At 66.0% G+C, this 5,475-nt stretch carries 4 protein-coding genes; 2 read left to right on the top strand and 2 right to left on the bottom strand.

The annotated features are described in order from the left end of the window. Window positions 1-52: 52 nt before the first annotated feature. Window positions 53-1,282, bottom strand: coding sequence for an ABC transporter substrate-binding protein (locus AC0L30_RS21800; protein ID WP_219684770.1), 1,230 nt, complete (start codon window positions 1,280-1,282; stop codon window positions 53-55). A 114-nt stretch (window positions 1,283-1,396) separates the two neighbouring features. After that, window positions 1,397-2,323: a class I SAM-dependent DNA methyltransferase gene (locus AC0L30_RS21795; protein WP_473405184.1), complete on the bottom strand. Its 927-nt coding sequence runs from the start codon at window positions 2,321-2,323 to the stop codon at window positions 1,397-1,399. 64 nt (window positions 2,324-2,387) lie between these two features. Between AC0L30_RS21795 and AC0L30_RS21790 the strand changes: the two genes are divergently transcribed. After that, window positions 2,388-3,425 carry a ligase-associated DNA damage response exonuclease gene (locus tag AC0L30_RS21790; RefSeq protein WP_354200540.1) on the top strand — a complete coding sequence of 346 codons (1,038 nt, stop codon included), beginning with the start codon at window positions 2,388-2,390 and terminating at the stop codon, window positions 3,423-3,425. Next, on the top strand, window positions 3,422-5,299 hold the full coding sequence (locus AC0L30_RS21785) for an ATP-dependent DNA ligase (protein ID WP_473405183.1): 1,878 nt from the start codon (window positions 3,422-3,424) through the stop codon (window positions 5,297-5,299). The genes AC0L30_RS21790 and AC0L30_RS21785 overlap by 4 nt, the downstream gene beginning before the upstream one ends. Window positions 5,300-5,475 lie beyond the last annotated feature (176 nt).

Below are 5,475 nucleotides of genomic sequence, written 5' to 3'. Positions count from 1 at the left end.
GTGGGCACGGCGCAAGTGCGCCTTTGCCCACCCTACAGCATCCCGCCCGCCCCTACTCCGACATCGGCTTGTCGGAGATGTCCCAGTCCTTGCCGGTGAAGGTGGAGATGAAGAGCGTCTTCATCGGCGTGTAGTCGTCAGGCGTGTAGTCGTAGGTGACGCCGTCGAGGAAATAAGGCGAGTGGAAGCCTTTGAGGTTGGAGGCCTGCTTCAGCACGTTGGCGCGCGTGAGCTCGTCGCCGCAGCGGCGCAGGATCTCGCCCATGGTGACGGCCTGGCCGTAGCCGGCGAAGGCGATGGTGTTGTCTTGATCGATCGCCGGCGTGTACTTCTTGCGCAGCTCCTCGAACGCCATCACGTCGGGGTCCTTCTCCCATTTGGGCAGGCCGACCTCCTTGTTGTAGCGGATGGCGACGATGCCGGCGGCGTTCTCGAGGCCCGCTGCATTGAGGATCGAGCGGCCGGTCGAGCCGGCCGAGAGCAGCTGCAGTGGCTTCCAGCCGAGCTCGGCCACTTTCCGGATCGACTGCGACGACGCCTTGCCGGTGGAGATGTTGTAGAAGACGTCCGCACCCGACTTCGAGAGGTTGATGAGCTGGGAATCGACGGTCGGATCGGTCAGATCATAGGTCTGTTCCATGATGACCTGCGCGGTGCCGCCGGCATCGGCCAGCACTTTCTTGAAGGGACCCAGGAAGTCGCGGCCGAAATCGTCGTTCTGGTAGAGGATGCCGACCTTCGCGTTCGGCTTCACGCTGACGACGTGCCGCGCCAGGATGCGCGCCTCGGTCGGATAGAGCGGCAGGCCCGCCATCGTCCATTTGAACTCTTTCGGATTATTCCACTTCGACGCGCCGGTGTTGAGCAGCAGCTGCGGCACCCCCTTCGAGTTGAGGTATTTGTGCACGGCGGTCTGCGGCGCGGTGCCGAGCGAGCCGTAGAGCGCGAGCACCTCCTCCTGCTCGACCAGGCGCCGCGTCGCCTCGACGCATTTCGGCGCGCTGTAGGCATCGTCCATGGTCAGGAATTTGACCTTGCGTCCGTTGATGCCGCCCTTCTCGTTCAGCATCTGGAAATAGGCTTCGCCGACGCGCCCGAGCACGCCGTAGAGCGAGCCGGGGCCGGAATGCGGCACGGTCTGCCCGATCTTGATCTCGGTGTCGCTGGCGCCGGCATCGTATTTCTTTTCCGCGGCCCAGACATAGGGCGCGGGCAAGGTGGATGCCGCGATGGTCGCGAGCGCGGCGGCGCTGAAATCGCGCCGCGATGGATTCTTCGTCATTGTTCGTTTCTCCCTGGTGCGCGCATTGTGCTGGCATCGCCGCACGGCTCGCAAGTGGGAAGTCACGGCTTTGCGACGCAATGACGCTTAAAGCGCCGCTTATAGCGCCTAGACTCAAGTTTTCTCGGCGACCACGACGAGGCCGCGCACCGGCTCGTTGTTCTCGGTGCGTGGCGAGGCCCGCTCCAATGTGAGGACCTTGAGGCCGGCCTGCGCCATCGCATCGCGCACATATTCCGCCGAATGGGCATAGCGCAGGCCTTCGCCGAGAACGATCCCGCTGCCGTCATGGGTCTCCAGCGTGAACGCAAGCACGCCGCCGGGCGCGAGCACGCGCCTGGCCTCACTGAGCACTGGCGCGAGATCGGGGAGATAGACGAACGCATCGGCAGCGACGACGAGGTTTGCGCTCGCATCGCTCCTGCTGCGAAGGCCTTCGATCATGTCGGCGACTTCGAGCTCGGCATAGAGGCCGGTTGCGCGCGCCTCCTTGACCATGCCGGGCGACAGGTCGATGCCGATGAACTGGTCGACCTGTTTTGCGAAGGCGGCGGCCGCAAGCCCCGTACCGCAGCCGAGATCGATGGCGCGCTTGAACAGGGCGGGCTTCTTCGCGGCGACGCGGGCAGCCACCACCGCCTTGAAGATCAGCGAGGGCGCGCGATAGCCGAGATCGTTGATCAGCACGTGCTCGAAGCGCGGCGCGTATTGATCGAACAAGGCCTGCACATAGGCCTTCGGCATCTCCGACAATTGCGCATCGCCGAGGCGTATCAGATGCAGATGAGCGCCATGCTGATCGCCCGGGTCGGAATCGCGCGATTTGCGAAAGGCCGCAATCGCCTTGTCGCGCTCGCCGAGTTGCGCGCGGATTTCGCCGAGCGTGAACCAGGCCGAGGTGAAATTCGGCGCAAGCGCGATGGTCTGCTCCAGCAGGTCGGCGGCAGCCGCCAGATCGCCCTTGAGCTGGAGATCGCGCGCGAACTCGAAGCGGCGGTCGGCCATGAGATCGCCGGAGGTCAGGAACAGGCGCAGGGGCATTGGGGAACCAGGGAACGAAGCGGTGATGACTCGAAGATGCGGGGTCGCAACCTATATATCAGGCATGCGTCCGCAAGACATCCTGCTGCCAGTTGCCGCCGGCCTATGCTGCAAGCCGGGCGGCTTCCATATCGACCCCGTCCGGCCGGTCGAGCGGGCCGTGATCACCCACGGCCATTCCGACCATGCCCGCGCCGGCCACGGCGCGGTGCTGGCGACGCAGGAAACGCTGGACATGATGCGGCTGCGCTATGGCGAGAATTTTGCCGGCTCGACGCAGGCGATCCGCTATGGCGAGGAGATCCGGCTCGGCGATGTCAGCGTGAAGTTTCACCCGGCCGGCCATGTGCTCGGTTCGGCGCAGGTCGCGGTGACCTGCAAGGACACCTGCATCGTCGCCTCCGGCGACTACAAGGATGCACCCGACCCGACCTGCACGCCGTTCGAGCTCGTGCCCTGCGACGTCTTCATCACCGAGGCGACGTTCGGCCTGCCGGTGTTTCGCCATGGCGATGCCGCCGACGAGGTCAAGAAGCTGCTGGCATCGGTGGCGCTGTTTCCGGAACGCGCGCATCTCGTTGGCGCCTATTCGCTCGGCAAGGCGCAGCGCGTGATCGCGCTGCTGCGCCAGGCGGGTTACGACGCGCCGATCTATCTGCATGGCGCGATGGAGAAGATCACGCATTACTATCAGAGCCGCGGGATCGAGCTCGGCGATCTCAGGCCGGTGAAGGGCGTCAAGAAGGCGGCACTTGCCGGCACCATCACGCTGGCGCCGCCCTCTGCGACGTCCGATCTCTGGACCCGGCGGTTTCCCGATCCAGTCACGGCATTCGCCTCCGGCTGGATGCGGGTGCGCGCCCGCGCGCGGCAACGCGGCATCGAGCTGCCGCTGGTGATCTCGGATCACGCCGATTGGGACGGCCTCACCGCCACGATCGCCGCGACCGGCGCCGGCGAGATCTGGGTCACCCACGGCCAGGAAGACGCGCTGGTGCATTGGTGCCAAAGCAAGGGTTTGCAGGCACGGCCGCTCGATCTGGTCGGCTACGGCGACGAGGAGGAGACCGAGACGCCGCTCGCTGACGAGGCCGAAGCATGAACCGCTTCGCCGAACTTCTCGACCGCCTCGCCTACGAGCCCGGCCGCAACAACAAGCTGCGGCTGATCACGAGCTATTTTCGCGAGGTTTCCGACCCTGATCGCGGCTACGCGCTGGCCGCGCTGACCGGCGCGCTGAGCTTCAAGCACGCCAAGCCCGCGCTGATCCGAGATCTGATCGCGTCGCGCACCGATCCGGTGCTGTTCGGATTGTCTTACGATTATGTCGGCGACCTCTCGGAAACGGTGGCGCTGATGTGGCCGAAGCGGAATGCACACAAGGACGAATCTTTTCCGGGCTACCCCTCTCCCCCGCCCTCCCCCACAAGGGGGGAGGGAGCGCAGTTGCGCGCGGCGCTATCAGTGAGCGCGAGAGCTAACAGCGATTCCCAAAGTGATGGATGCACGAACCTCACCGTTCCCTCCCCCCTTGTGGGGGAGGGTCAGGGAGGGGGGTACCGCGGGCGAGATGCCAGCGATGCGCTTCATCCGAGCAACCACAACAATCCACCACCTCCAACACTAACCGAGGTCGTCACCACGCTGCGCACGCTCGGCAAGACCGAGCTGCCAAAACAGCTCGAGCGCTGGCTCGACGAGCTGGATGAGACCGGCCGCTGGGCGCTGTTGAAGCTCGTCACCGGCGCGTTGCGCATCGGCATCTCCGCGCGCCTGGCCAAGACCGCGGCCGCTGCACTCGGCGACAAGGACCCGCACGAGCTCGAGCTGATCTGGCCGGGTCTCGCGCCGCCTTATCTCGACCTGTTCGCCTGGCTGGAAGGCCGCGGCGACAAGCCGGTCAATCGCGATCCCGCCCCGTTCCGCCCGGTGATGCTGGCGCATGCGATCGAAGACACCGATTTCGCCGCGCTCGATCCCGCCGACTACATCGCCGAATGGAAATGGGACGGCATCCGCGTGCAGGCGGTGGCCGGCCGCGACGAGCACGGCCACATTACCGCGCGGCTCTATTCGCGCACCGGCGAGGACATCACCGGAAGCTTTCCGGACCTCGTGCCCTCACTGCGGCTACCCGGCGCCATCGACGGCGAGCTTCTGATCCTGCGCGAAGGGCGCGTGCAGAGTTTCAACGTTCTGCAACAGCGGCTCAACCGCAAGGTCGTGTCTCCGAAGCTGATCAAGGAGTTTCCGATTCATCTGCGCGCCTATGATCTGCTCGGCGACGACGAGAACGATTTGCGCGAGCTGCCTTTTGCGGAGCGCCGCGAACGGCTGGAGACCTTCCTCGGCAAGCTTGACGATCCCCGCATCGATCTCTCGCCCACCGTCGCCTTCGCAAGCTGGGAGGCGCTGACCGCCGCACGCGCCGATCCCGCGGGCGCCGGTGCGGGCGAAGACGCCGACGCCGTCGAAGGCGTGATGCTGAAGCGGCGCGATGCACCCTATCTGCCGGGACGGCCGAAGGGACAGTGGTGGAAGTGGAAGCGCGATCCGCACATCATCGACGCGGTGCTGATGTATGCGCAGCGCGGCCACGGCAAGCGGTCGTCCTACTATTCCGACTACACCTTCGGCGTCTGGACTGAAGGTGCGGGCAGCGACGAACTGGTGCCGGTCGGAAAAGCCTATTTCGGCTTCACTGACGAGGAGCTGCTCCAGATCGACCGCTTCGTGCGTCGCAATACCACCGAAAAATTCGGCCCGGTCCGCCACGTCGTGCACGAGCCGGACAAGGGGCTGGTGCTCGAGGTCGCCTTCGAGGGGCTGCAGCGCTCGCCGCGGCACAAATCCGGCGTCGCGATGCGCTTTCCCCGCATCAGCCGCTTACGCTGGGACAAGCCGCCGCGGGAAGCCGACCGGCTGGAAACGCTGGAGAAGATGCTGAAGGCGGAGGCAGTGGAGGTTGAGGCGTGAGCGTACGAGGTGCTCTCCCTCTCCCGCTTGCGGGAGAGGGTTGGGGAGAGGGTATCTCCGCAGTGGGATTCCCCAAGAGGCGGGGGCGCCCCCCCCCCCCCGGGGGGGGGGCGGGCCCCCCCGCGGGGGGGGGGGGGGGGGGGGGGGGGGGGGGGGGGGGGGGGGGGGGGGGGGGG

Source organism: Bradyrhizobium sp. MI1.11, assembly GCF_055811255.1.
This window is presented reverse-complemented; position numbering and strand designations above follow the sequence as displayed.